Consider the following 25,026-nt stretch of genomic DNA (forward strand, 5'->3'; position numbering starts at 1 on the left):
GTGCTTGTGTCCGGTGTTTCCTTGTTGTAGCGCATGTTGGGTGCACCGGCGGATTGGATGGCATGCGGCGGGTGCGGTGCTTTCCGGTTTCGGGCAGTCGGTTCTGCCTGCGGGACAGTTCCGTGAACGGTGCGACTCCGAAAGGGTTCGGGGCGATAATAGGCGGACAACGGATAGTGCGCCAATCTTTCTTTTTCTTATCTTTGTCGACGTTATACCTTAGAATCGTATGCCGGGGCCAAAGGATTATACAAGAAGCGGGTTTTATATCACTTCGCTCGTCATCATACTGCTGTTGTGCGTTTCGTTCATTCCGAGTTTCCGGGTGGGAAACGTGGTGGTGAAAAGGGCCAATATCCTTTCGGATGTCGTGACCTTTCAGGATGAAAGGCTCGTGCCCGTTTCCGATATGGATTTGCTCGACACGTCGTTCCTCGATGATTTCAAGCCCGTGCCCGTACAGGAGGTGGTGGATGCCACGGGTGTTACGGGACCGGAGGGAATTCCGGGCGAGGACGGAACCGATGCGGAGGGGTTGTCGGTCCCCTGTGTGGAGGGGCCCGGTATCGTTCCAATAACGGATTACAGTCCGGACGAACAGATGATGGCACGTTTCTACCATGCGCTGGCATACGAAGCCGACGAACGTACGGTACGCATAGCGGTGCTCGGCGATTCTTTCATCGAGGCCGATATCATTACTGCCGATATGAGGGAACAGCTGCAGATGGCATACGGCGGCAGCGGAGTCGGCTTCGTCCCTTTCTCCACGCCCCTGTCTAAATACCGCGGTACGGTGACGCACAATCACGAGGGGTGGACCGACTACAACCTGATAAAGCGCAAGAGCGTGCCGGAGGAGTATAAGGAGTGGTTTTTCGTGTCGGGAATGCTTTCCATTCCCGGGGAGAACGCCTCGGCGGAGTATAAGGGGGTGCAGTTCCGTCGGCGTATCGAGAAGACCAATACGGCCTCCCTCTTTTTCGTCAACCGGAAACATACAGTGCTGGAGGTTACCGTCAATGGCGACGAAAGGCGTAATTATGCCCCCGATTCGGGCGAACAGGTGCAGCGGATATTCATCGGCCGGCCCGATATTTCGGAGCTGCGGATAAATCTCTCCCATACGGCCGGTTTCATCGGTTACGGGGCGGTGCTCGAAGACAGTGTGGGCGTCAGCGTCCACAATTTTTCGGTACGCAGCAACAGCGGACTCGCCCTGCTCGGTACGGATTACCGCATCAATCGGGAGTTCGACGAATACATGAATTACGACATGGTTATCCTTCAATACGGACTGAATGCCATGTCGGCGGATGTGACCGATTACGGCTATTACCAGAAACAGCTTGTCAAAATCATCAATTACATAAAGCAGTGTTTTCCGGGCAGCGCCGTCGTGGTCATGAGCGTGGGTGACAGGAGTACCATGCAGAACGGTACCGCCGTCACCATGCCTGCCGTGAAGGCCATGCTGAAGACGCAGGAGCGTGCCGCCGAGGAGTGCGGCGTCGGTTTCTGGAATACGTACGAGGCCATGGGGGGCGACAACTCGATGCCCAAATTCGTGGAGCGCCACTGGGCTGCGAAGGATTATACCCATATCGGTTATCCGGGAGGCAAATACATCGCCGAACAGTTTGTGAAATTCATCAATGCTGCGGTGGAGAACGTTCGGGAGCAGGATGCCGAGAAGGCCCGGCGTGCCGAGCAGCTACGACGGGAGGAGGAGAAGCGGCGTGCGGCGACTCTGCTCGGCCGGGGGACGCTGCTCGACGACAGCCTCTCCGACAGGCTGCGGGAGGTCTCGGGCGGAGCCTTCTCTTTCGGGACGGCCGATGGAAAGAGCGACGTCGAAGCCGTAGCTTCCGATGGCGCGGAGGAACCTATAATGGGTGCTTCCGGTCTCGGCGGCGATGCAGGGACGGAGTTCTCCGTGCCCACGGCAGATGCCGGAGCGGTGCGTAACGGCAGCGCTGCTCCCGGCGTTCGGAAGGAGGGAATGCCCTTCGTATCGCCGGATGGAAATTCGAATTCTCAGCCTGTCTCTGCGGCGCGGGTGCAGGGAGGAGAGGTTCCGGATGCCGGCGGGAATGCCGTTTCTTTGGCAGCAGGCGGGGAGACGGCTGCTGCTTCATCCGATGTCGGCCGAGGGACGGAGGAACCGGCCGAAGAGGGCGCGGAAACGGGGCTGACGGATGCCGCAGCGGAATAGTAATCCCTTGCAGAGAACAGATGGTCGATATTTCCCGCATAACGGAGGCCGTTGCCGAATTGCTGCGATACAATCCGGCCAGCCCGATGATATTTAGCAGCGGGATATTCCTTTTTCTCTTTGCAGGGTTCACTCTGTTCTACTCTTTCATGCGCCGGACACCCGTGCTGCGCATGGTCTATGTCTCCCTCTTTTCGATTTATTTTTATTACAAGACCGGCGGTCTCTATTTTTTCCTGCTGATACTTGTATCCGTGACCGATTTTGTCATCGGACGGTTGCTGGCTGCCACCGAGGCGAAGCCTTACCGGCGGGGACTTGTCGCGCTGAGCGTACTGATAAATCTCGGTATGCTCGCCTATTTCAAATATACCAATCTCTTCATACAGATAGCGAACGACCTTGCAGGGCACGACGTATTGGCCTTCCGGAACATCTTCCTGCCGGTAGGCATCTCTTTCTTCGTGTTCCAGTCGATGAGCTACACGATTGACATCTACCGGCGGCAGCTCACGCCGTTGACCTGCTGGCTGGACTATTTCTTCTATCTTTCGTTCTTTCCGCAGCTCGTCGCAGGTCCTATCGTGCGTGCGCGCGATTTCATTCCGCAGATAAGACAGAACCCGCTGCGGGTGACGAGGGAGATGTTCGGCCGGGGGCTGTTTCTGATTATGACCGGTCTTGTCAAAAAGGCGGTCATATCGGACTATATCAGCGTCAATTTCGTGGACAGGGTGTTCGACAATCCGATGCTGTACAGCGGCTTCGAGAACCTCATGGGCGTTTACGGCTATGCACTCCAGATTTACTGCGATTTCTCCGGTTACTCGGACATGGCCATCGGCATCGCGCTGCTGCTCGGTTTCCGGTTCCCGAAAAACTTCGATTCGCCTTACAAGTCGGCCACGATAACGGAGTTCTGGCGGCGCTGGCACATCTCGCTCTCGACGTGGCTCAAGGATTATCTCTATATCTCGCTCGGCGGCAACCGGAAAGGCCGGTTCCGCACTTATGTGAACCTCGTTGTCACCATGTTGCTCGGGGGGCTGTGGCACGGTGCGGCGCCGAGATTCGTCCTGTGGGGCGGTTTCCACGGCCTGCTGCTCGCACTGCATAAGTTTCTGATGCGGCTCTTTCCCCGGATGAAAGCCACCGGTGCGGATATGAAAAGAGGATGGCGCATCGCCGGTATCTTCGTGACATTCCATCTCGTATGTCTCGGCTGGATATTCTTCCGTGCGCGCGACGTGGGTACGGGAGCGGATATCCTCGAACAGGTCTTCACCAATTTCGATATTTCACTTATTCCGAACATAATAACCGGATACTGGGAAATCTTCGCCATGATGCTCGTCGGCTATGTCGCCCATTTCATCCCCCGGCGGCTGCAGGAGCGGGCATGCGATGCCGTCATCCGGAATCCGCTCGCAGTGAATGCTCTGCTTATCGTGGTGATAATATGGGTGGTGATGCAGGTGAAGTCGGCGGACATCCAGCCGTTCATCTATTTCCAGTTCTGACGGCGGCGGTCGGAGCGACGGAACGAAAGAGTACAGTAAATTGACAGGCATATATGAATGAATTGGACAGGAGCGTCATGCTCGCCCTTAATTTCGACGGCGGCCCCGTGATGGATGCCGTCATGTGGTTCGCATCCGGAATACCGAACTGGATACCGCTTTACCTGGCGGTGCTTTATATCGTTTACCGTAACTACGGGTGGAAGTATATGCTTTTCGCGCTGCTTTTCGTGGGGTTGGGTGTAGGACTTTGCGACCAGGTGTGCAACTTTTTCAAGCGGAATGTCCCCTACCTCCGTCCCACGCATACGGAGGATATGCTGCCTTATCTGCATACGGTCAAGGGGTATCTGGGCGGCCTGATGGGAACGGTGTCGGGCCATGCCTCGACGAGTTTCTGCATCTTCCTGTTCACGTCGCTCGCCGTCCGCAGGCGGTGGTTTACATGGATGATGCTCACCTATACGCTGCTTACTTCCTATTCGCGGATATACCTCGGCGTCCATTGGCCGTTCCAGATATTGTTCGGCTGGATACTCGGCCTGCTCGTCGCGCTGCTGATGTGGTACCTTTTCTCCCGGTTGAATGACCGTTACCATTGGGAAGTGCCGCGGACGAAGCGGGAGGCTGCCCGCTCTTCGGCGGGTGTCCGTTGAGGCCGGCCTTCCGGCGGGACCGGTCGTGTCGCTGCATGGCGTATCCGTTCGGCCGGGAAAATAATTCCGTTCCGGGGGCGTTAGGATGGTAGACGGAAAAGAGTACACGGATGGATACGCTTCTTTCGATATTGGCGGTAGTGTGCGGCCTTACGGGTGTCGCGGGATGTTTCCTGCCCGTACTGCCGGGGCCGCCGGTGGCTTACCTCGGCCTGCTGTTGGTGCATTGGACCGATTATGCGCAGTTTTCGGGCGAATACCTTGCCCTGTGGGCGGTGCTGACGGGGGCGGTAACGCTGGCGGATTACCTGCTTCCGGCATGGATAACCGGCCGGCTGGGCGGCTCGCGGCAGGCGACACGGGGGGCGGCCATAGGCACCGTGGCCGGATTGTTCTTCATGCCCTGGGGATTGGTGCTCGGTCCCTTCGCCGGTGCCTTTATCGGAGAGATGCTGCACGACCGTACCGATAATGCCCGGGCGTTCCGCGTGGCATTCGGCTCTTTTCTCGCCTTTGTACTCGGTACGGGGTTGAAGCTCGTAGTTTCCCTCTTGATGACTTTCGCTATCGTAAAGGCGGTATTGTTCTGATTCGCCGCATATTCGCGGAATCTTGAGACTGTCTGCGGGACTGCGGCGTGTACACGTGTCTGGCAGCGGAGGGCGTTCGGGCACGCGTCCGTTTTTGGCTGTCGTAATAAATCCTTATATTTACACGGACTATAAGTGTGATATGCGATGGAACATTACGACCGGAGGGAGAGTGTTTTCGACCTCATACGCTCGATGAGCAAGGCCGAGAAACGCAATTTCAAACTGTATGCCGCGAGGCAGGGTGACCCTCGTGAATCCAAATTCATCATCCTGTTCGACTGCTTGGAGGGAATGGAATCCTACGACGAGGAGCGGATACTCAGCCGGTGCCCCTCCATCAGGAAGGAGCAGCTTCCCAATATGAAGGCGCATCTGCACCGTCAGATACTCATCAGCCTGCGCCTGCTGGGCGTGCAGCATTCGCCCCTTCTCCAACTGCAGGAGCAGTTGGATTTCGCCCGCATTCTCTTCGACAAAGGCCTCTACAATCAGGCGGACAAGCAGCTCGACAAGGCGGAGCGCATGGCGGCGGAGCTCGAACAGCACGCTCTGATGCTGCAAGTGACGGGACTCCGGCGTCAGGTGTACGAATGCAAGGTCTCCGATGAGATGACGCATTTTGCCGCGGCCTCCAACCGCAGTATCATGGAGACGTGCGACAAACTGGAGCGTACCAATGAAATTTCCAACCTTGCCGTCAGACTCTATTCGCTCCACCTGCAGCTCGGTTACGCCCGTTCCCAAAAAGACCTCGACCTGCTGAACGACTATTTCAAGCCCCGCCTTTGCGTCTATTCGCGGCATAGGCTCTCCTTCACGGAACGTTTCCATTTCTATCAGGCAATGACATGGTACCATTACATCCGCCACAATTTCGCCTATGCCTACCGGTACGGACGGGCGTGGATAGACATGTTCGAGGAGCAGCCGTGTATGAAGGAGGTCATGTACGACAGCTATCTGCACGGCTATTCGCGTTTTCTGGAGGGGATGTACCTGATGAGGAAATACGGGCTTTTCGTGAAGGCGATAGAGGATTTCGAGCGGGAGAGCCGGATTACCGGGAGTCTGAACGAAAATGCCGTCATGATTTCCCAGCAGGTGCTTTTTACGGCCCGTATCAATAAATGTATTCTGGAGGGGGCCTTCAAGGAGGGACTGTGGATGGCGCGCAGCGTGGACGGCTATCTGCGCCGGTATGCCAAATACCTCAGCCTGTACGACCGCATGATGCTCGACTACAAGATAGCCCTGCTCTATTTCGGCGACGGCAATTACGCCAAGTGCATGGAGCATCTCTCCGGAATAATCGCCGTGAAGGACCCGCAGGTGCGGCGCGATTTGCAGTGCTACGCGCGCATGCTGAATCTGGTAGCCTCTTATGAGGCGGGCATCGACCACAACCTCGACTACCAGATACGTTCGGTGTTCACTTTCATCGTCAAGATGAAGGATATGACCGACATGAAGCGGGAGCTGTTCGCCTTTTTCCGCAAGCTCAACAACCTGGCCACTTTGGAGCTGAAGAAGGAGTTCCAGGTGTTGTACGAACGGTTGAAACCCTATGAAAACCATCCTTACGAGCGCCGCACGTTCTACTATTTCGACCTCATCTCGTGGCTTAAGAGCAAGATAACCGGCCGCAACTTCGGCGATATCGTCCGTGAACGGTTCGATGAGCTGGTGGCCGGGGAACGGAAGCGGGCCGCCGCATCTTCCCGGTCTTAGGTAAAGTTCGGGATAAGCGCTATCTTTGCGGTATGGCATTCGACAGGGACAGAAGGAATATGGAGAGCGATTCGGAGTTCGAGAACCGGATACGCCCGCAAGAATTGGACAACTTCCGCGGCCAGGAGAAGGTGGCGGAGAATCTGCGTGTCTTCATACGGGCAGCACTGATGCGCGGCGATTCGCTCGACCATGTATTGCTCCATGGCCCTCCGGGGCTCGGGAAGACCACCCTCGCCAACATCATCGCCAATGAGATGGGGTCGACGCTCCGGGTGACCAGCGGCCCGGTGCTCGACAAACCGGGCGACCTGGCGGGGTTGCTCACGAACCTCAATGCAGGAGATGTGCTGTTCATTGACGAGATACACCGCCTGAGTCCGATAATCGAGGAGTACCTCTACTCCGCCATGGAGGATTACAGGATAGACATCGTCCTCGACAAGGGGCCTTCGGCAAGGTCCATACAGCTCGAACTGAATCCGTTTACCCTGATAGGGGCCACTACCCGGAGCGGATTGCTGACTTCGCCGCTGAGGGCGCGTTTCGGTATCCAGTGTCATCTCGAATATTACGACACGGATGTGCTGACCGGTATCGTGAAGCGTTCGGCCTCCATCCTGAGTATAGACATAGACGACGATGCGGCACAGGAGGTCGCGCTGCGAAGCCGCGGAACGCCCCGTATCGCCAACTCCCTGCTCAGGCGGGTACGGGATTTCGCCATGGTGAAAGGGGACGGCGTCATAGACTTGCCCATTACACGGACGGCGCTCAAGGCCCTGGATATAGACTCCCGCGGTCTCGACCAGATGGACAACAAGATACTCTCTACCATCATCCACAAGTTCGGAGGAGGCCCGGTCGGCATCAATACCATCGCTACGGCGGTCAGCGAGGACGCCGGTACCATCGAAGAGGTGTACGAACCTTTCTTGATAAAGGAGGGGTTCCTGAAGCGTACCCCGCGCGGCCGGGAGGTAACGGCGCTCGCCTATTCGCACCTCGGTATCGCTCCGCTTTCGGACGGCACGACGCTTTTCTGAGAGAGGCCGCCGGGGATATCGTTCCGCCTTTGACGACAGTCCGACCTGCCTTGAGGGTGTATTGCCTGCGGCAGCGGGAGACGTCTTCTGTCGTCGGTAGCATCTCGCCGGTCGGGAAGTCCGGGTGTCGTTTACAAATCTCTCTTTGTGTTTGGTTTACCTTTTCGGTCGGTTGCTGCGGGAGTTTTCTGCGGGCGAGTGCCCGTATTTTGTGCATATAGCATAAAAATACGAATAAAAACACATCATGCAGGAAGAATGCCAGAAAAAAATGCATATAATCCTTGTTGATATGGAATTTATGTATATATTTGCAATGCGAAAATACATTTATTACGTCATCTCTTTAACAGCTGCCTCCTTCCTTTTCGGGAAGGATGATGGAATTGACAAAGGTTTGCTGCAATATTATAGGGTGTAATGAAAAGTTGGAGATGAACCGAATCCCGTATCCGAGAAGGACACGGGATTTTTATTTTCTGCATTCCGGTACTTTCCGAAAGGCTCGGTTGTCGCGGTCGGAACCGCATGTCGCATATGCAGCTTTTTCGGGACGGATAGTGCCGGAGACACGTCCGCTATCCACTTTCCCGCATTATTCGTAACTTTGCGACGGAAAGAATTCGATGGTTATGGCAGCAGAAGGAGCGAGAAGACCTGTGATAATAGCCGGACCGTGCAGTGTCGAGAGCCGCGAGCAGACGCTTGCGACATACCGGGGACTGGCTGCCTGCGGATGCGTGAATATGATAAGGGGAGGGGTGTGGAAACCCCGTACCTATCCGTCGTGTTTTCAGGGGGTGGGCGAGGTCGGCCTGGAGTGGCTGGCGGAGGCGAAAGCGGAAACGGGGCTTCCGTTCGGGGTCGAGGTCGCCAACTCCCGCCATGTGGAGGCAGCCCTCGGTGCGGGCGCCGATATGGTGTGGATAGGGGCGCGTACGACGGGTAATCCGTTCAGCGTACAGGAGGTGGCCGATGCGCTCCGTGGAACGGAGGTGTTGGTGTTGGTGAAGAATGCACAGATGCCCGATACCGGTTTGTGGACGGGTGCCGTGGAGCGGATGCTTGCGGCAGGTGTCGGGCCGGAGCGGCTCGTGTTGGTACACCGCGGTTTTGCGCAGACTTCCGGCAACGAGTACCGCAATCCCCCCGTGTGGCATGTGGCCCTTGAGATGAGGCGCCGTTTTCCGGAACTGAAAATGCTGTGCGACCCTTCGCATATCTGCGGCCGTCGGGAGGGGCTTGCCGCTACGGCGCAGAAAGCGGCCGACCTTTCATACGACGGACTCTTCATGGAGAGCCATGTCCGTCCTGACGAGGCACTGAGCGATGCCGCCCAGCAAGTGACGCCGGAGCAGCTGGGCGAACTGCTCGCAGGGATACGGTGGCGCCGCGAGACGGTCGATGTACCGCAGTTTGAAGCGGATATGGAGCGCCTACGGCTTGAAATAGACCAGATAGATGCGCAGCTCTTCGCGCTTCTGTCGCGCAGAATGGGAATAGCCGAGGATATCGGGCGGATAAAACGTGAAAATGACGTGATTATCCTGCAGCGGCGGCGCTGGGACGAAATTGTGGACAATATGGTGGCCCGTGCCGGAGAATTGGGTTTGAGTCCCGAATTCATCCGGACAATACTCGATGCGATACATATGGAGAGTATTGCCCGCCAGAACGTCGTCATGAATCCGTGACGCCGGAACTTCGGCAGGATTTGTACAGGAAACGGTGAGTGCCGGGCCCGTTCGGCCCGGCACTCACCGTTTCCTCTTGTTCCGGGGGGTTATTCGCCGTATATCGGTTCGAACTCGTACTCCTGCGATTGGCCGAGCCGGCAGGTGGCGGCATTCGCGCAGAAGTAACCGTAGGGTTCTATCGTAGCGTCGGCTTTGCAAATGAAGTAAACGAGGCGGCAGTTGTCGAGGTTGTGGTCGATGGGTTCATGGGTGGGAATGGTGAAGCGGTAGTCGTAGGTATATTCGCGTTCGCCCTCCAGCGTTCCGAGCGGTTCCAGACCAAGCCTGCCGTATTTGCCTATTCCCTCTTCGGGCAGGTCATCCTGATTGCCTTCGGGTTCGGTCAGGCAGTAGTAAGCCACGTTCCGCTGCATCATCATGCCGTCGTCGGCACCCGACTGTTCCGTGTAGATGTCGTCCTCCACGATGTAGGCGCCGAGGAAGTATTCGGCCGTTTCGCGTGGGGTGGTTTTTATCTTCACCGTCAGCTCCCGGCCCGACAGCGTCGTTTCGACGGCGAGCCCCGGTGTCTGGGCATATCTTGCCTGTGAAGCCTCGATGCTGTGTTTCAGCGCTTCGGCGTCGGAGCTGGTGGATTTGTAGGTAAGATTCCAGTCGATGATGTAGTACGGGTAGGCGAAGATGCCGTAGTCGTTGGTGAGGATGAAGAAGTTACGGTACAGAGGTACATTGCATGCATCGTCGTTGAGGTGGAATGCCAGCGGTATCATCCGGTCCGGCAGGAGATAGGTTTCCGTGTATTCGATGGTTTCCGCCATTGCCGGGCAGCCGGTACAGTTCGTGCCCGTTCCTTCTGCCATCAGCGAGCGGCGGTAGTACCGGTCTTCGTACCCTGTGATGTCGCGTTCTTTCACGATTATCTCCACGGTATTTTCGGCCCTTGCTATCTCGGCGCCTTTGAAGTCGTACTTCACGGCATCCACCGTATAGACGCCCGCTTCCGGAAAGACATTGGCCATGGCGCCGAACTGGCTGAATCTTTCGCCTCCCTTGATGCCTGCCTCGAAACCGTAGGCATCCTCTTCCTGTTCCACGCCGTCGATAATCTCCTTTACATGGAAGGTCACTTCGTCGAGCACGTAAACGACATCCTGGTCTGCGTACAGTTTGTAGACCGAGCCGCTCACTTCAATCGTGATGGTGTTCTCCGCCTCTATCTCGGGATTCGCCTTGCTGTGGGCCGTTACCGTGTGCGTACCCGGTTCCGACCAGCCGAACTTGTTGCCTACGCGGCACATGCTCTCGTCGCAGAGATTCCATGCTTCGGTGACGTCTTCGCCGGCACTCGATGTGACGGTGAATGTCACCTCCTCGTTTACCTTGACCTCGGTTTTGTCGCAGGAGATGGTATAGGTCACCTCCGTCTCGCTGACGGTCACGGTGACCGTATTCGCAGCCTTCAAGGCAGGATTCGTTTTGGCGACGGCGGTGACGGTGTAGGTTCCTGGTTCCGACCAGCCGAAGCGGTTGCCTTCGCGGATGCCCGTGTCGTCGGAGAAGTTCCATTCGGACGTGACGTCACGCCCCTCTTCCGATTTGACGGTGAAAGTTACCTCTTCGTTGATGTTTACGGAGGTCTTGTCGCTCGAGAGGGTGTATTCGCCCTCCTCCTGCCCCGTCGGGGTACAGGCGCCCGCCAGCAGAAGGCCGGCCATCAGCATGACTTTGAGTAGTAAATGGGTTTTCATAGCCGTAGTCGTTTGTTGGTTAAATGTTCTTGTCGTCTTGGCCCGGAGGCATGGCCGGGTTTTGCTCGCCGTCGTTGCCTCCCGTTCCCCTTCGCGGTTTTTGCAATTTCAAATATAATTCTGAAAAAGGAAAAATCCTATTTTTGCGGCGAATTATGAATCGAATCGCCCCCATATTGCTCGATTGGTACGCCCGCAGCGGGCGCGACCTGCCCTGGCGCCGTACCCGCGACCCCTATCGTATCTGGCTCTCGGAGGTCATCCTCCAGCAGACGCGTGTAGGGCAGGGGCTCGGTTATTACCTGCGCTTTACGGAGCGTTTTCCCGATGTCTGTTCGCTGGCGGCCGCTTCGGAAGACGAAATACTCAAGTTGTGGCAGGGATTGGGGTATTACAGTCGTGCCCGGAATCTGCACGCCGCCGCCCGGGAGATCGTCGGCCGGTTCGGCGGAGAGTTCCCTGCGGAGCCGGACGCCCTCCGTTCGCTGCCGGGCGTGGGCGATTATACCGCTGCTGCGGTGGCTTCGATGGCGTTCGGCCTGCCGTACGCCGTCCTGGACGGCAATGTCTTCCGGGTGCTGGCCCGGCTTTTCGACGTAGAGGTGCCCGTCGATACCGGGGCGGGGCGTCGGATTTTTGTGGAGTTGGCGCAGTCGTTGCTGGATACGGAGCGGCCGGGAACCTATAATCAGGCTTTGATGGATTTCGGGGCGCTGCTGTGTACTCCGGCGCAGCCCCGCTGCGGGGAGTGCCCGTTGGCCGGATGCTGTCTCGCCCTCGCGGCCGGGACGGTCGCCCTGCGTCCCGTGAAGCAGGGACGGACGAAGGTGCGTGAACGGTGGTTCCATTATCTGCACATTAGCTGTGAAGGGCGGACACTGCTGTGTCGCCGGGAGGGGCGCGATATTTGGCAGGGGCTTTATGAATTTCCGCTGCTCGAAACGGAGGGTCCGGCGGACTTCCCCGCGTTGGCCGCACGGTCCGACTTCCGCGAACTGCTGGGAGATGCGGAGTGGCGACTCGTCGGAACGGTGGTCATGCCCCGCCATCAGCTCTCCCATCAGACCATTCATGCGACGGTCTATCGCATCGAAACCCCCTCGTTGTCTGCGGCGGCCGCTGCGCTGGCGGTCGATACCGCCGCGGTGGGCGATTATGCCGTGCCGCGGCTGCTGGAGCGTTACCTGCTGGAATACGACGGTTGAGAAAGCGGCAGGGAGGCCGGCACAAACGGATAGCTTTCCTTTGCCTGTCGGGCAGGGAGCTGGCAGGTGTGGGGAAGATTGCTGCCTGCTCTCCGAAAGGGTAGGTTCCGGGGCGTTCTCTTTTCCTGTTTCTTCACCGGACGGTAAGCTGCTGTCGCGCGTTCTGGCCCTCCGGAATGCTCGCATGTTCGGTTATTTCAGATAATTTCCCCGATAAGATAGAAACTGCCGCCGATGAATATCATGTCGTGCGGCGAAGCGAGGGCGCGGGCGCGGGCGAGTGCTGCCGCGGCCTCCGGAAGCGTTTCGCCGTGCAGTCCGTACCGTTCCGCTTTCGCGGCGAGTTCCGCGGCCGGCAGGGCGCGCGGCGAGGCGGCCTGTGTGAAAAGATAGTACGCCGCTCCCGGCAGGAGCGGCAGTATGTCGTCCAGTTCTTTGTCGGCCGAGAAGCCGAGTACCATATAGAGCCGTTCGTATCCGCCTGCATTGAGCTGGCGGACGATTTCGGTTATCCCGTGGGGGTTGTGCCCTCCGTCCGCCACCGTCAGGGGTGTCTCGGCGAGCACCTGCCAGCGGCCTGAAAGCCCGGTGGTGGCCATGGCGTTCCGGCAGCCGTCGAGCATCGCCCGACGGCTGATGTCGAGCTGCGTGCGGTGGCGCAGCAGGCTGACGGCGGTGCGGACGGTGACGAGGTTCTTGCGTTGGTATCCCCCCAGCAGGTCGATGGCTATTGTGCGGGTGGCACCGTCGCCGATGCGGCGCAGGGTGCAGTATTGCAGGGGCGGCCGGAGCGTGCTGCCGGTACATTCGTAGGTCCGGTCGGCGAAGACCAGCGGTGAGCCGCATTCCGCTGCGCGGGCCGTGAATACGGGCGCGCTTTCGGGGTCGGTTTCTCCGACGAGTACCGGGATGCCCGGCTTGATGATGCCCGCCTTTTCGGCCGCTATGTGTGCGACGGTGGGGCCGAGAATATCGCTGTGGTCGAGTCCGATGTTGGTGATGATGCTCAGGATGGGCTGCAGGACGTTCGTGGCATCGAGCCTTCCTCCGAGTCCCGTTTCCACGACGGCCACTTCCACCCCCGCCTCGGAGAAGCGGTGGAAAGCCATTGCGGTCGTCATCTCGAAGTAGGAGAGCCCCCGTTCGGTCATCTCCTTTCCGTACCGGTCGAGAAAGGCGGCGACCTTCTCCTGCGGTATCATCTCGCCGTCCACGCGAATGCGCTCCCGGAAATCGTGCAGATGGGGCGAGGTGTAGAGTCCCGTCCGGTACCCCGCCGCCTGCAGGACGGAGGCCAGCATGTGGGCCACGGAGCCTTTGCCGTTGGTGCCTGCGATGTGGATGGAGAGGTAGTCGCGCTGGGGGTCTCCCATGGCGCGGCACATCCCCGTGATGGCTTCCAGACCGCCCTTGTATGCGGTACGGCCTGCAGTCTGGAACGAAACGAAATTTCCGTTGAGGAAATCGAGGGCCTCCTGATAGGTCATGGATTTGCTGTGTGTTTGTATCGGTCTGTTTTCAATTCCGCCGGGGCCGGGCGTTTATTCGTCCACCAGATGGCTTTTGCGCCGGAACCGGTAAACGATGTAGTAGAGTACGGAGAGCAGGAAGACGTAGCCGCTCACCCGGCCGAGCACGTCGCCGTAACGGACGTACAGCGTTACTTCGTCCGACAGCGGTACGGTGTCCGTGACCGTTCCGCGAAAGTCCCAGCCGAGCGTGTCGAGCACGTCGCCGCGGGAGTTGATGAAGCCCGATATGCCCGTGTTGGCGCTGCGCACCACGTATCGGCGCGTCTCTATCGCCCGCATGCGAGAGAAGGCGAAATGCTGCTTGTAGCCGGGGGTGTCGCCCCACCAGCCGTCGTTGGTGATGACGAACAGCAGTTCGGCCCCGTGCCGGGCGAAAGTGGCGAAGTGTTCGCCGTAGACCGATTCGTAACATATCGGTGCCGCAGTGCGTATCTCGCGGCCGTCGCGCTGCAGCCGGAATATCCGGTAGTAGTTGTCCGTGCCGAGCTGTCCGGTTGTTCCGCCGAGGTCCACGATGAAATCCGTGAAGGGAGCCAGCAGCTCCATGAAGGGCATCATCTCCACCCCTATCACGAGCTTGGCCTTGTGGTGGACGGCGATGCCGCCTGCGGAATCTATCGCCAGCGCGCTGTTGTAGACATCGTACCACCGTCCGTCGCCGAGGGGGCGTGCCGAAAAGGTCTTCTCTCTTTCGCTGCGGTAGAGTTTCAGCGTCGTCGCTCCGGTAATGAACTGCGCTTCGGGCCGCTCGTTCCGGATGAATGCGAGGTATCGGGCCACCGCGGCGGAGCTGCCGATGCGGTTCTCCCAAATGTTGTCGTCCACGGCCGTTTCGGGGGCGATGATGAAATCTGCATCGGCCGGCGAGGAGGCTGCGAGGGCCAGGATAATGGAGTCCTGTTCTTGCTGCGGGAGCGTGAACTTTTCGGTATAGGGCTCTATGTTGGGCTGGATGGCGGTCACCGTCACCCGCTCTCCGGCAGGCTCCTTCCAGCTCCAGAAGAGGACGAGCGACAGGAGGACGGGAAGCGCCGCCCAGGCCGTTTCGCGCAGCCACCACACTTTTCTGCGGGATGTCAGCGCCCGGAATATCAGCAGGTTGGAGACCAGTACCCAAAGCGAACCGCCGAGAGCACCCGTAAATTCGTACCACTGTATCGCCCATGTATCATTGGCGAAGCCGTTGCCCAGCAGTAGCCATGGGAAAGAGATTTGCCCGTTGAGGTAGATGTACTCCGCCGCTATCCATCCGCATACGAGCAGGACGTTGGCGAGTGCGGGGCGGCTGCGCTTGCTCGTGTAGTGGTAGAACATGAAAACTGCGCCGAAAAGCACTACCTGTACTGCCGTGGCGGCGAAGACGCCGATGGGGGCCGCATTCCATACCCACCATATCGTGGCGACCGACCAGAGGCAGAAGGTGAGCGCCGTCCAGCCCGCCATACGCCAGAAAGACCGGCGCGAGGAGTCGTAGCTGTTGCTGATGAGAAGCAGCGGGACGAGGGCCGCGAGCAGCGGAAGTCCGCTGATGCGGAGCCACCCGACCGATAACATGATGACGCTGCTCGCGACGAGCAGCCATTTTTTCCCTGTTGTCATTTTCTGATAGAGACGGTGACCTTTCGCAGTTCCTGCCGACGGCCGCGAAAGTACCGCAAATATAGGATATATTCGATGAAAAAGAGCGGCGGAGGTCGGTGCAGGTTCGGTTTTCGGTACCCGAATCGGCTCTTTGAGCCGATTCGGAGAGGATTCGCCGGAAGGGACGGCGGGAATCGGCTGCCGGTCCGGTTTTCGGAGCGCCGGCTTCGTGGCGGGAGAGGGAGCTGTCTGTACGGAGGCTGTTTCCGGCAGCCGTGTTTGTGGAAAAAACGTTTCTCCGGCTACGTGCAGTGCTGTGACTTATCCCGGTCTGTCCGAAAGAAAGCCCCTTAGACTGTTGTTCCGAATACTTTTGCCGGTCGGAACCGTATGACGGGCAGTCCCATGTCGTTTTCACCAACCCCGTTTTGGCAAAAAGGGGCACCCGGAAGGGTGCCCCTCATGTGGCGGAATGCGGTCGGTGCCTACTCAATGGCCTCGACCGAGCTGAAATAGCTTCCCCATGCCGTTTAGTACTCTTCGACCGAAGCTGCCGGAACTTTCAGTATCACGTTGGCTTTGTTGATACGGATGAAGGCCGGATAGGTATGGCTGCCCAAGTCGTCCGTATAGGACGTCGGCATCTCCGGTACGGCCGCGGCACGGCATATCACGGTTTTCAGTGCCGGCGATTCCCAATGGAAGGCGGTGGAGGCCAGCACTTCTATCGACGCGGGCAGGTCAATCGTCTCAAGGTTGTTGTACGCGAAGGCACTGAAATCGATTCGTTTCACTTTATCCGGAATCACCAGGCTGGTAATGCCGTTATTGGAGAAGGCCCTTTGCCCGATGGCTTCCAGCGAGGAGGGCAGGGTGAGCGCGCTTATCTGGCATTGGTTGAAAGCGTCGGCTCCGATGGTCGTAACCCCCTCGGGCAGATTGATGGAGGAGAGGCTTTTCTGGTAGATGAAGCATCCTTCCGGAATTTCGGTAACGCCTGTCCCGGTGAAAGTGACCGATGTCAGGTAGCTCTTGTTTCCGTTGTCATAATAGGGATTTTCGAAAGCCCAGGCGCCTATGGAAGTAACCGAGGCGGGTACGACCATGGCTGTAATAGCGCTACCGTAGAAGCAGCTTGCGGGGATTTCGGAGACTCCGTCAGGAATCGTGAAGGTCTCTACGGCGGTGTTTTCCAGTATCCACCTTCCCAATTCGGAGACCGAAGAGGGGACGTCGAGTTTTTCAAGGGCGGTGCAGTTGGCGAAGGCCGCATCTTCAATCGTCGTAAGTCCTTCGGGTAGAATCACCTCTTTCAGGGTCGTATTGGCATCGTCATAGAAGGCCAGGGCCCTGTCCGGGAACACGGTCATCTCCGTGCCGGAGAGGTCGAGGAGTTCCAATGCGGTAAGGTTCTCGCGGATATATGCAAAGTCGGTTGCGTTCAAGGTGCCCGTGATGCGGAGGGCGGTGACCGAAGAGGCATCCGTCCCGGCGAGCCGGTCGGTAAGCTCCCCGGAAAGGTTCTCCACCTCTATCCCGTCGAAGAACTCCGAGGGTTTGAAGTGCGTCACCGTACTGCGTTCGATGACCACGCCTCCCTCCGGCGATTTGGTATAGGAGTAGCTGCGCCCGTCGGAGGTGCGTGCCCTCACGCCGACCGAAGCGTAGGTCCCGGCCGGAAGAACCACATGGAACGAGGTGGCCGAAGCGGGGTTCAGGGCGATGCCGTCGCCGCACTCGAGCCGTACGGTCGTGCTTCCGCCCTCGTCCGGTACGAACAGGGGCCCCGAGGCGTAACCGCCGAAATCGACACTCCCGCTGCCGGCGATGACCGCTCCGCCGGCCGTCACCTCGACCGAGCCGATTTTATCCTCCGCACTGCCCAGCAGTCGGATGTCGAGATAGCCGCAGGCGTTCTTGAAGGCATAGTTCGCGCCGTCGGCCGATACGGCGACCGAAATGTTGGCGTTGGGCCCGAACGAACCCTGCCGGTAGGTCTGTACGGCAGGCAGGGTGACGGGCAGGGTAAGGTCGGCCCCCAGCCGGTTGCCCGGCACCATCGGATAGTAGGCGTAGAACGTCTCGCCCGAAAGCGTGATGTCACCCTCCATGGTGAAAAGGCCCTGCGAGGCATCCGTTTCGGTAAGCGCCCGGTAGGTCAGGTTGGCGTCGGTGTTGTCGGCCGTCATGACGCCTATCACGTCGCCCTGCGACCACGCCACACGGCCGTTTTCGTCGAACGAAGAGCGGCTCACGGCTCCGTCGTGCACCTCCTCCGCAACGGCCCGTATCGCCCCTTCGCCCGGTTCCGGCTGCCGTCCCCCCGACGGAGCCTCCTTGGCACACGCCCCCAGCAGGAGCGCGGCCGACAATGCAATGGATAATCTTCTTTTCATGCCCTGTAATGTGTTGATGTCCGTCAATATTCGTAGCCTCCGTCGAGGGTTACGTCTTCGTGCGTGCCGCTCACGCTCTCCGGCGAAGAGACCGCGATGCCCTCCTCCACGACCACCGCCAGCAGCTCGGCCCGGGGCTGTTCGTAAATGCGTCTTTCCATACTGCAAGTGAATTAAAATGAACCTGTATAAATACATATGCAGGCGCTCCGGACGCAATCCTCCGGAAACCCATGCGCCTGCCCGACACAAAGGTAGGGCGGCCGATGAATTTTATCCAAAACAATAATTTATTTTTATAAATTGTAAAAAAACGTATCTTTATAAATTCATTCATGCATATCCCCATTCCCGGCTGCAGAAAGCCGGGACACACCCGCAGCTCCCGCACTCCCCGTCTACGCCCCGCACAAGAAAGTTCCCCCACAAGGGACTGTTTTATCCGCATTCTTACTACTTTTGTCAGGGAATGGATATGTGGCTGGACATATTTTTGCGGGGTATCCTCATCGGGCTGGTGGTTTCCATGTTCTCGATAGGGCCCGTCGGCGTACTCTGCATCCAGCGGACGCTGAGCAAGGGACAGCGTTCGGGCTTCTTCTCCGGGCTGGGGGCTGCGACCGCCGACACCGTCTATGCCACGGTGGCCTTTTTCGCCATCGCATTCGTGCACGGCTTCATCGAACAGAACCAGTTGCTGCTGAAAATCATCGGCGGCGCGTTCGTCGTCGTGGTCGGCCTTTATATCTTTTTCCAGAACCCCGTGGTGCAGATACGCCGCAACAGGTCCGGCAAGGTCAGCCTGTGGCGCGATTTCCTCTCCATTTTTCTCTTTACCATCGCCAATCCCGCTATCAGTCTCGTCTTCGTGGGGCTGTTCGCCATGTTCGGCATCAGCAACGATGCCGGTTACATAAACGGCGTGGCCATGCTGGTAGGGGTGCTCGCCGGGGCTGCCGGATGGTGGTTCCTGTTTACGTTCGTGCTGAACATTTACCGCAAACGCTTTCGTCCCCGATACCTGCTCTGGATGAACCGCATAGCCGGCATCCTTATCATCCTGCTGGGAGTGACGGCGATAATCTCTTCCCTATTCAATATCCATTTCGATGAACTCATCCCGAAATAGCGCACAGGACAAGAAAATCGTGATAGCCATCGACGGCTTTTCGTCGGGAGGCAAGAGCACCTTTGCACGGATGCTCGCCGCCCGGCTCGGCTACATATTCATAGATACGGGGGCCATGTACCGTGCCGTGACGCTTTACGGCATCGAACACGGAGCGATACGGAACGGTGTTCCCGACCGGGAGCGGCTCGTGGGGATGCTCGGGGAGATAGCGATTTCCTTCCGGTTCAATCCCCGCCGGCAGGCGAGCGATATCTACGTCAACGGCGAGTGCGTCGAGGAGAAGATACGCGGTATCGAGGTCAGTGCGGCCGTCAGTTCGGTCAGCAGCATTCCGGAAGTGCGCCGGAAACTCGTGGCGCTGCAACAGCGGATGGGAAAGGACAAGGGCGTCGTCATGGACGGGCGCGACATCGGTACGGTGGTCTTTCCCGATGCGGAGCTGAAACTCTTCATGACGGCCGACCCGAAGGTGCGGGCCGTGCGCCGTTACGAGGAGCTTCGGGCACGGGGAGACGACGTATCGCTGGAGGAGATAGAGCGCAATATCCGGGCCCGCGACCGGGCCGACCAGGAACGCGAGGTCAGCCCGCTGCGGATGGCTCCCGATGCGGTGGTGCTCAACAACAGCGACATGACGCTCGCCCAGCAGATGGAGTGGATAGAACCGATACTGGAAGAGAAGATACGCGGTATATGACGGAAAGCCCGCTGCGGCGGGCAGGGTTCGTGTTATGGCAGAGGGAAAAGTACATATAGAGATAGACGGCGGGTCGGGGTTCTGCTTCGGCGTGGTCAATGCCATATCGCAGGCCGAGCGGTCGCTCGCCGGGGGCGGCGGGGTGGCCTGCCTGGGCGATATCGTGCACAACCGCCTTGAAGTGCAGCGTCTGGAAGCGATGGGCCTCCGCACGGTCCGGCATGAGGAACTTGAGGGACTGGCCGGCGGACGGGTGCTCATCCGGGCCCACGGGGAACCCCCTTCCACGTATGAGAAGGCGGCCCGTCTCGGAATCGAGGTGATAGACGCTACCTGTCCCGTGGTGGCGGGGCTGCAGCGTACCGTGGCGGCGGCCTATGCCGAGATGCAGGCCTGCGGCGGCCAGGTGGTGATACTCGGTAAGCGCGGCCATGCCGAGGTGGTGGGGCTCGCCGGCCATGCCGACGGCCGGGCGGTCATCGTCGAGGGCCCCGACGACCTCGATGCGGTGGATTTCTCGCGTCCGGTCTATTTCCTCGCCCAGACTACGCAGAGTCTGGCACTTTTTCACCGGATGGCGGACATCATCCGGGAACGGACACGCTGTCCGGAGTCCGTGACGATACGCGACACCATCTGCCGGCAGGTGTCGAGCCGCGAGGCCAAACTGCGTGAGTTCGCGGGGAGATTCGATGCGGTCATCTTTGTCAGCGGGCAGAAGAGTTCGAACGGTAAGGTGCTCTACGGCGTCTGCCGGGAGGCCAATCCGAACAGTTATAGCATCGAAGACGCCGGAGAGCTGCAGTTCCGGTGGCTGGAGGGTTGCCGTTCGGTGGGAATATGCGGAGCCACTTCCACGCCCGGCTGGTTGATGCGCCGGGTCGCGGAGCGTGTCGGCGAGATGGTCGGGACGCCGGAGGAGTGATGCCGGCCGGTGCGGCGGAAGAGGGAATTTCATATAAAAACAGCATAAGACGATGAGTGCAGGACAATATATCCGCCGGGCGGCGGGTTATTTCATAAAGTTAGTAGTGCTGGTGGGACTGCTCTACCTGCTGATGTTCGTGACGGGAACGGCGCGGGTGAGCGCGGAGTTCTTCTTCCGGGAGCTGTTCACCACGCCGCGGGGCATTCTTCTCGTGGCGGCGCTGGCCGTGCTATCGGCCTTCTATCCGAAGTTCCGGTACGTCAGCCGCGAAGCGGAGGCCGACATCGTGGCCGACCGGGATGCCATCATCAATGCGTTCCATGCGGCGGGCTACGTGATGGCCGGCGAAGTTCCGGGCGAATCGATGACCTTCCGCGCCGGTTCGTTTCTCCGCAGGCTGTGGCTCACCTTCGACGACCGGGTGACGGTGAGGACCTTTGGGGGCGGCATCGTTATTGAAGGCATACGCAAGGAGGCGGTACACGCCCAGTTCAGGATAAACACATACATGCAGAACAGGAGTTATGGGAAAAGGGATTAAATACGGGTTGTGCGTACTGGCCGGTGCCGTCGTGCTGGCAGTAGCTACGGCGGCCGTTCCGCCGCCCGACGGGTTCCGGATGGGGCGCAACATGGAGGTGCTGGTCAATATGCTGCGCGACATCTCCCTTTTCTATGTGGACGACGTGGACCCCGACGAGCTCCTCTCGGATGCGGCCGCCGGCATGACGGCCGGACTCGACCCATATACCGTCTTTATCTCCGAGGAGGATATGGATACCTTCCAGCTCCTTACCACGGGCCGTTACGGCGGCGTGGGTTCCCTTATCCGCAAGAGCGGCGACGGAGTGGTTTTCGCGGAGCCCTACAAAGGCTCGCCGGCCGATAGGGCCGGTATCGTCGTGGGCGACCGGATTCTCGAAATAGACGGACAGGACGCTTCCGCCATGACGACCGAACAGGTGAGTTCGCTGATGAAGGGAGAACCGGGCACCCGACTGAAGATGAAGGTGGCCAAATTCTATACCGGCGATACGGTGCAGGTGGAGTTGAAACGGGAGATAATCAATATTCCCGGCATTCCCTACTACGGCATGTTGCCCGACAGCGTGGGGTATATTCTCAATATCGATTTTACGGACGAAGTGAGCAACGACATGCGCAACGCCATCATGTCGCTCCGGGAGCAGGGGGCCAAAGCCCTTATACTCGACTATCGGAACAACGGGGGCGGTATCGTGCAGGAGGCGGTCAAGATACTCTCCTTCTTCGTGCCGCGCGGAACCGAGGTAGTCAGCCTCCGGGGGCGCAATCCGGAGGAGAATGCGGTGTTTACCACGCAGCAGGAACCGCTCGATACGGAGATACCGCTCGTGGTGCTCGTCAATAACGGTTCGGCGTCTGCCGCCGAAATCGTGGCCGGTGCGCTGCAGGACATGGACAGGGCGGTGCTCGTCGGCCGCAGAACCTTCGGTAAGGGGCTCGTGCAGTCTACCCGGCCGCTCGGTTACAATGCTTATCTGAAGGTCACCACTGCCAAATACTACCTGCCCAGCGGCCGCTGCATACAGGCCATCGACTATGCGTCGCGGGCCGAGGACGGTACGCTCAGCCATATCCCCGATTCGCTCATCACGGAGTTCCGGACGGCGGCAGGAAGGCGTGTCTATGACGGCGGCGGGGTGATGCCCGACGTCCGGGTCCCGGCCGAGTATGTGAGCCGTTTCGCCTACGTCGTCTACGGCAAGGGGTATATCCACGATTTCGTGGACGGCTTCATGCGGCGCAACCGCGACCGGGAGATAGTCCCCGGGAGTTTCGCGCTGAGCGATGCGGACTATGCCGATTTCACGGCGTTCATGCAGGACAAGGACGTGGAGTGGGAGTCCGATACGAAGCGCCTGCTGGCCAGGTTGAAGGAGTCGGCCGAGGCGGAGCGCTACATGGACAGCATCGGCGTCTATCTGGAGGGTATCGAGGCGAACCTCGACGACGATGTCCGGGCCGGCCTGCAGCTTTATCGGCAGGAGCTTACGGAGCTTATCGAGAACGAAATTGTCCTCCGCAGCGCTTACAATGCGGGGGTCGTGGAGCATAACATGGCGAAGGACCCCGACGTGCGCGAGGCGCTTGCGGTACTGAACGACCCGGAACGTTACCGGGAAATCCTCGCCTCGAAGGATACCGACCGAAAATAGGGGCGCCGACAGGCGGCGCAGTGCGCTATGAAGGCTAAATGGAATTTCATGAATATCGACCGCACCACGCTCTCTTTCCGCAAGAAAGTGGTGCTGATATCCTTCGGTCTCGCTATCGGGTGCGTTTCGCTGTGGTTCACCTCGAGCATGGCCCGTCAGTTGCGCGAAAAGGAGAACTACGAGGTGAGGCTCTGGGCGCTTGCCATCGAACGGCTCGGACAGTTCAATGCGGACGACCCCCTGTCGGCCTACATCATGGACAGCCGGAACAACATTCCCTTCATCCGTACGACCGACAATTTCAGCGAGGTGCTCAGTTCCAACCTGATTCCCGACCGCATTCTCTACCATCCCGACCTGCTGAGCCGCAAGCTGGAACAGCTCGCGCGGGAGAATCCGCCTTTGGAAATCACGGCGTGGAACGGTTCGCGGTTCTACATATTCTACGGCAATTCGCGTCTGCAGAAAACGCTCACGGTCTTTCCGTTCGTACAGCTCGCCGTGATAGTCATCTTCATCGGTTTCGGGTTCCTCACCTTCCGCAGCTCGCAGGAGGATGAACAGAACAAAGTATGGATAGGGCTTGCCAAGGAGACGGCTCATCAGCTCGGTACGCCCATCTCGTCGCTGCTCGGCTGGATAGAGTACCTCAAGACGCAGCACATCGACCCCTCCGTCGTAGAGGAGATGAATAAGGACCTCACGCGGCTGATGAAGGTGGCCGACCGCTTCTCCAAAATAGGCTCGGAGACGGTGCTGTCGCCGGCCAACGTGAACGAGGTGGTGGGCAGCAGCGTGATGTATTTCCGCACGCGCATCCCGCGTAACGTAACCCTGAGCTACAACGGACTCGCCATCGCCCCCGTGCAGGCGATGATAAACGGTGCCCTGTTCGAGTGGGTGGTGGAAAACCTGCTGAAGAACTCCCTCGATGCGCTGCAGGGGCAGGGGGAGATAGACGTGCGCATCTCCGACGACCTTGAATGGGTCTATATCGACGTGAAGGATACGGGCAAGGGTATCCCGAAATCCAATTTCAAACGTATTTTTGAGCCCGGTTTTACGACCAAGACGCGCGGTTGGGGACTGGGGCTCTCGCTTAGCAGACGCATCATCGAGGAGTACCACAAGGGGCGTATCTATGTGGTCGATTCCGAACCCGGCCGGGGGACGACCATACGCATCGCCCTTAAAAGGCTTTACGCATGACATTCGGGGCTGCGGGGGATACGACGGTGGTGCGGACGTTTCCGTACGGCGTTCCGGAGGGAGCGGACTCTCTCGTGCGGTTGTCGTTCGGAGCGGACGATACGGTGCGGCATGTCCCGGGGCGACTTCTGCCGACGGATTCCCTTCCGGAACCGTGTTCCCCGGTACTCCCTGCGGATACCGTATCGGCAGCCGACATTTATGGACCTGTCAGTTTCGTTCCCGTTGCCGGTGCTCCGGAGCCTTGCGGCATACCCGTTACTTTCGGTGTCGGGTATCAGATGCTGACGGTACTGCTGCTGTTGCTCTATCTGCTGCTGGTCTTCCGTGCCGGTGGTCATGCGGCGCGGATGATGCGTGCCGTCTGGGGACGTGGCGGGGAGGGGAAACACCGGCATGACGGCGACATGCCCGGAGCCGAGGTGCAGGCGCTGATTCTATCCTGCGGCCTGCTGATGTGCGGCTTGGCGGCGGTAAAAATCTTTGAATTGTGGGGAGAGTGGCGGTGGCTTCCCTCCTCTCTGTGGGGCGGAGGGTGGCTCGCCGTGCCGGCGGTCATGCTGGCGCTGCTCGCCGTCATGGGGGTACAGTCGGCGGTCTTGCATGTCGTCGGGAAACTTACCTTCAGCACGGAATTCATCCGGATGCTTTGCGCCAAGCGTCTCTCGTTGTTCGCTTCCATGACCGTGACGGGAACGCCTGCGGTGTTGCTTGCGGCTCTCTCCGGCGGTGTGTGGGCCGATGTAGCGGCCGGCTTGTTTGTGACCGTAACCGTCGCTCACTTAGCGCTCTATGCCGGACGCTCCTTTTTGTGGTTTATCGACCGAAAAGTTTCGATTTTGCTTTGGATTTTGTACCTTTGCGCCGTCGAAGCGATGCCGTTCGGCATATTTGCGGTCGGCCTGTCCAGGAGCTGGCCGGTATAGACGCAGTAGAACTTAAACA

The 25,026-nt window shown here is 58.9% G+C and carries 20 protein-coding genes; 15 read left to right on the plus strand and 5 right to left on the minus strand.

Features of this window, described 5'->3' with window-relative positions; translation table 11 throughout:
* Positions 1 to 229: 229 nt before the first annotated feature.
* From BQ5361_RS09715 to BQ5361_RS09745, 7 genes are all read left to right on the plus strand, one after another.
* Positions 230 to 2,215 (plus strand): SGNH/GDSL hydrolase family protein, encoded by a 1,986-nt coding sequence (locus BQ5361_RS09715; RefSeq protein WP_052130912.1) that lies wholly within the window; start codon positions 230 to 232, stop codon positions 2,213 to 2,215.
* A gap of 20 nt (positions 2,216 to 2,235) precedes the next feature.
* Positions 2,236 to 3,735, plus strand: coding sequence for an MBOAT family O-acyltransferase (locus BQ5361_RS09720; RefSeq protein WP_035471118.1), 1,500 nt, complete (start codon positions 2,236 to 2,238; stop codon positions 3,733 to 3,735).
* 53 nt (positions 3,736 to 3,788) lie between these two features.
* Positions 3,789 to 4,391, plus strand: a complete 603-nt coding sequence (locus BQ5361_RS09725; RefSeq protein WP_022063074.1) for a phosphatase PAP2 family protein — start codon at positions 3,789 to 3,791, stop codon at positions 4,389 to 4,391.
* 110 nt (positions 4,392 to 4,501) lie between these two features.
* A complete protein-coding gene (locus BQ5361_RS09730) occupies positions 4,502 to 4,981 on the plus strand; it encodes a DUF456 domain-containing protein (protein WP_022063073.1) in 480 nt (159 codons plus the stop codon).
* A gap of 147 nt (positions 4,982 to 5,128) precedes the next feature.
* On the plus strand, positions 5,129 to 6,712 hold the full coding sequence (locus tag BQ5361_RS09735; RefSeq protein WP_022063072.1) for a hypothetical protein: 1,584 nt from the start codon (positions 5,129 to 5,131) through the stop codon (positions 6,710 to 6,712).
* 32 nt (positions 6,713 to 6,744) lie between these two features.
* Positions 6,745 to 7,758 carry a Holliday junction branch migration DNA helicase RuvB gene (gene ruvB, locus BQ5361_RS09740; RefSeq protein WP_022063071.1) on the plus strand — a complete coding sequence of 338 codons (1,014 nt, stop codon included), beginning with the start codon at positions 6,745 to 6,747 and terminating at the stop codon, positions 7,756 to 7,758.
* Between the two features lie 632 nt (positions 7,759 to 8,390).
* A complete protein-coding gene (locus tag BQ5361_RS09745) occupies positions 8,391 to 9,452 on the plus strand; it encodes a bifunctional 3-deoxy-7-phosphoheptulonate synthase/chorismate mutase type II (protein WP_257525787.1) in 1,062 nt (353 codons plus the stop codon).
* Between the two features lie 89 nt (positions 9,453 to 9,541).
* Here BQ5361_RS09745 and BQ5361_RS09750 read toward each other — a convergent pair whose 3' ends face one another.
* Entirely contained in the window at positions 9,542 to 11,203 is a 1,662-nt protein-coding gene (locus BQ5361_RS09750; RefSeq protein ID WP_081976742.1) for a PKD domain-containing protein, read from the minus strand.
* 155 nt (positions 11,204 to 11,358) lie between these two features.
* On the opposite strand from BQ5361_RS09750, the gene mutY reads away from it, so the two are divergent.
* Positions 11,359 to 12,408 carry an A/G-specific adenine glycosylase gene (gene mutY / locus BQ5361_RS09755; protein WP_035471107.1) on the plus strand — a complete coding sequence of 350 codons (1,050 nt, stop codon included), beginning with the start codon at positions 11,359 to 11,361 and terminating at the stop codon, positions 12,406 to 12,408.
* 197 nt (positions 12,409 to 12,605) lie between these two features.
* Here the strand turns inward: mutY and BQ5361_RS09760 are convergent, their stop codons facing one another.
* The 4 genes from BQ5361_RS09760 to BQ5361_RS10755 form a co-directional block, all read right to left on the minus strand.
* Positions 12,606 to 13,895: a bifunctional folylpolyglutamate synthase/dihydrofolate synthase gene (locus BQ5361_RS09760; protein WP_035471104.1), complete on the minus strand. Its 1,290-nt coding sequence runs from the start codon at positions 13,893 to 13,895 to the stop codon at positions 12,606 to 12,608.
* A gap of 54 nt (positions 13,896 to 13,949) precedes the next feature.
* A complete protein-coding gene (lnt, locus tag BQ5361_RS09765; protein WP_052130911.1) occupies positions 13,950 to 15,539 on the minus strand; it encodes an apolipoprotein N-acyltransferase in 1,590 nt (529 codons plus the stop codon).
* 512 nt (positions 15,540 to 16,051) lie between these two features.
* On the minus strand, positions 16,052 to 17,917 hold the full coding sequence (locus BQ5361_RS09770) for a leucine-rich repeat domain-containing protein (protein ID WP_161940448.1): 1,866 nt from the start codon (positions 17,915 to 17,917) through the stop codon (positions 16,052 to 16,054).
* Between the two features lie 23 nt (positions 17,918 to 17,940).
* The gene (locus BQ5361_RS10755; RefSeq protein ID WP_161940449.1) at positions 17,941 to 18,078 is read right to left on the minus strand and encodes a hypothetical protein; all 138 of its coding nucleotides are present in this window, start codon (positions 18,076 to 18,078) and stop codon (positions 17,941 to 17,943) included.
* A 314-nt stretch (positions 18,079 to 18,392) separates the two neighbouring features.
* Here BQ5361_RS10755 and BQ5361_RS09775 point away from each other — a divergent pair, with 314 nt between their 5' ends.
* From BQ5361_RS09775 to BQ5361_RS09805, 7 genes are read left to right on the plus strand one after another with little or no spacing between them, the layout of a single operon-like run.
* On the plus strand, positions 18,393 to 19,046 hold the full coding sequence (locus tag BQ5361_RS09775) for a LysE family translocator (RefSeq protein ID WP_022063062.1): 654 nt from the start codon (positions 18,393 to 18,395) through the stop codon (positions 19,044 to 19,046).
* Entirely contained in the window at positions 19,027 to 19,746 is a 720-nt protein-coding gene (cmk, locus tag BQ5361_RS09780) for a (d)CMP kinase (protein WP_022063061.1), read from the plus strand. Before BQ5361_RS09775 ends, cmk begins: the two co-directional genes overlap by 20 nt.
* A 34-nt stretch (positions 19,747 to 19,780) precedes the next feature.
* Positions 19,781 to 20,671: a 4-hydroxy-3-methylbut-2-enyl diphosphate reductase gene (locus BQ5361_RS09785; protein ID WP_022063060.1), complete on the plus strand. Its 891-nt coding sequence runs from the start codon at positions 19,781 to 19,783 to the stop codon at positions 20,669 to 20,671.
* Positions 20,672 to 20,723: 52 nt separating this feature from the next.
* The gene (locus BQ5361_RS09790; protein ID WP_071425031.1) at positions 20,724 to 21,215 is read left to right on the plus strand and encodes a hypothetical protein; all 492 of its coding nucleotides are present in this window, start codon (positions 20,724 to 20,726) and stop codon (positions 21,213 to 21,215) included.
* A complete protein-coding gene (locus BQ5361_RS09795; RefSeq protein ID WP_035471094.1) occupies positions 21,199 to 22,872 on the plus strand; it encodes a S41 family peptidase in 1,674 nt (557 codons plus the stop codon). The genes BQ5361_RS09790 and BQ5361_RS09795 overlap by 17 nt, the downstream gene beginning before the upstream one ends.
* 48 nt (positions 22,873 to 22,920) lie before the next feature.
* Positions 22,921 to 24,081: a sensor histidine kinase gene (locus BQ5361_RS09800; RefSeq protein ID WP_035471413.1), complete on the plus strand. Its 1,161-nt coding sequence runs from the start codon at positions 22,921 to 22,923 to the stop codon at positions 24,079 to 24,081.
* Positions 24,078 to 25,007 (plus strand): DUF4271 domain-containing protein, encoded by a 930-nt coding sequence (locus BQ5361_RS09805; protein WP_035471091.1) that lies wholly within the window; start codon positions 24,078 to 24,080, stop codon positions 25,005 to 25,007. The genes BQ5361_RS09800 and BQ5361_RS09805 overlap by 4 nt, the downstream gene beginning before the upstream one ends.
* The last annotated feature ends 19 nt before the right edge of the window (positions 25,008 to 25,026 follow it).

The sequence above is a fragment of the Tidjanibacter massiliensis genome, assembly GCF_900104605.1.
In the GTDB taxonomy this organism is placed as follows: Bacteria; Bacteroidota; Bacteroidia; order Bacteroidales; family Rikenellaceae; genus Tidjanibacter; species Tidjanibacter inops.

Excerpts from the sequence above, each read along its gene's own strand:
- BQ5361_RS09715 (WP_052130912.1), top strand. The coding sequence starts at position 230 with ATGCCGGGGCCAAAGGATTATACAAGAAGCGGGTTTTATATCACTTCG.
- BQ5361_RS09720 (WP_035471118.1), top strand. The coding sequence starts at position 2,236 with ATGGTCGATATTTCCCGCATAACGGAGGCCGTTGCCGAATTGCTGCGA.
- BQ5361_RS09725 (WP_022063074.1), top strand. The coding sequence starts at position 3,789 with ATGAATGAATTGGACAGGAGCGTCATGCTCGCCCTTAATTTCGACGGC.
- BQ5361_RS09730 (WP_022063073.1), top strand. The coding sequence starts at position 4,502 with ATGGATACGCTTCTTTCGATATTGGCGGTAGTGTGCGGCCTTACGGGT.
- BQ5361_RS09735 (WP_022063072.1), top strand. The coding sequence starts at position 5,129 with ATGGAACATTACGACCGGAGGGAGAGTGTTTTCGACCTCATACGCTCG.
- ruvB (WP_022063071.1), top strand. The coding sequence starts at position 6,745 with ATGGCATTCGACAGGGACAGAAGGAATATGGAGAGCGATTCGGAGTTC.
- BQ5361_RS09745 (WP_257525787.1), top strand. The coding sequence starts at position 8,391 with ATGGCAGCAGAAGGAGCGAGAAGACCTGTGATAATAGCCGGACCGTGC.
- BQ5361_RS09750 (WP_081976742.1), bottom strand. The coding sequence starts at position 11,203 with ATGAAAACCCATTTACTACTCAAAGTCATGCTGATGGCCGGCCTTCTG.
- mutY (WP_035471107.1), top strand. The coding sequence starts at position 11,359 with ATGAATCGAATCGCCCCCATATTGCTCGATTGGTACGCCCGCAGCGGG.
- BQ5361_RS09760 (WP_035471104.1), bottom strand. The coding sequence starts at position 13,895 with ATGACCTATCAGGAGGCCCTCGATTTCCTCAACGGAAATTTCGTTTCG.
- lnt (WP_052130911.1), bottom strand. The coding sequence starts at position 15,539 with ATGACAACAGGGAAAAAATGGCTGCTCGTCGCGAGCAGCGTCATCATG.
- BQ5361_RS09770 (WP_161940448.1), bottom strand. The coding sequence starts at position 17,917 with ATGAAAAGAAGATTATCCATTGCATTGTCGGCCGCGCTCCTGCTGGGG.
- BQ5361_RS10755 (WP_161940449.1), bottom strand. The coding sequence starts at position 18,078 with ATGGAAAGACGCATTTACGAACAGCCCCGGGCCGAGCTGCTGGCGGTG.
- BQ5361_RS09775 (WP_022063062.1), top strand. The coding sequence starts at position 18,393 with ATGTGGCTGGACATATTTTTGCGGGGTATCCTCATCGGGCTGGTGGTT.
- cmk (WP_022063061.1), top strand. The coding sequence starts at position 19,027 with ATGAACTCATCCCGAAATAGCGCACAGGACAAGAAAATCGTGATAGCC.
- BQ5361_RS09785 (WP_022063060.1), top strand. The coding sequence starts at position 19,781 with ATGGCAGAGGGAAAAGTACATATAGAGATAGACGGCGGGTCGGGGTTC.
- BQ5361_RS09790 (WP_071425031.1), top strand. The coding sequence starts at position 20,724 with ATGAGTGCAGGACAATATATCCGCCGGGCGGCGGGTTATTTCATAAAG.
- BQ5361_RS09795 (WP_035471094.1), top strand. The coding sequence starts at position 21,199 with ATGGGAAAAGGGATTAAATACGGGTTGTGCGTACTGGCCGGTGCCGTC.
- BQ5361_RS09800 (WP_035471413.1), top strand. The coding sequence starts at position 22,921 with ATGAATATCGACCGCACCACGCTCTCTTTCCGCAAGAAAGTGGTGCTG.
- BQ5361_RS09805 (WP_035471091.1), top strand. The coding sequence starts at position 24,078 with ATGACATTCGGGGCTGCGGGGGATACGACGGTGGTGCGGACGTTTCCG.